Here is a 418-nt window from a genome sequence, read left to right on the forward strand (position 1 = left end):
TTCGCGGCGGCCGGCCTGGCGCCGTTCCGGCCGCGCTGGGCCGCGCTGCACGCCTACGCGGGACGCGAGGTGGTGCTGCTCGAACAGGGCCGGGAACTCGCGCGCGGCATCGCCACCGGCATCGACGCACAGGGGCCGTTGCTGCTCGATACCGCCGAGGGCCCGCGCGCGATCGCGGCCGGCGACGGCTCGCTGCGCCCGCCCGCCGCGCTGTCCTCGGCCTGCCCGGCGGCGAACCTCACCGACACGCTGGCCGCCGTGCTCGATCCGCTGGCCACCGCGCTGGAGCATTTCGCGGCGGCCGGCCTGGCGCCGTTCCGGCCGCGCTGGGCCGCGCTGCACGCCTACGCGGGACGCGAGGTGGTGCTGCTCGAACAGGGCCGGGAACTCGCGCGCGGCATCGCCACCGGCATCGACG

1 pseudogene is annotated in these 418 nt (G+C 78.0%); it reads left to right on the top strand.

The features are described from left to right. A pseudogene (locus F3J10_RS35950) lies at nt 1-418 on the top strand (hypothetical protein); the annotation flags it as partial.

The sequence above is a fragment of the Burkholderia sp. Cy-637 genome (assembly GCF_011753175.1).
Taxonomy (GTDB): domain Bacteria; phylum Pseudomonadota; class Gammaproteobacteria; order Burkholderiales; family Burkholderiaceae; genus Burkholderia; species Burkholderia gladioli.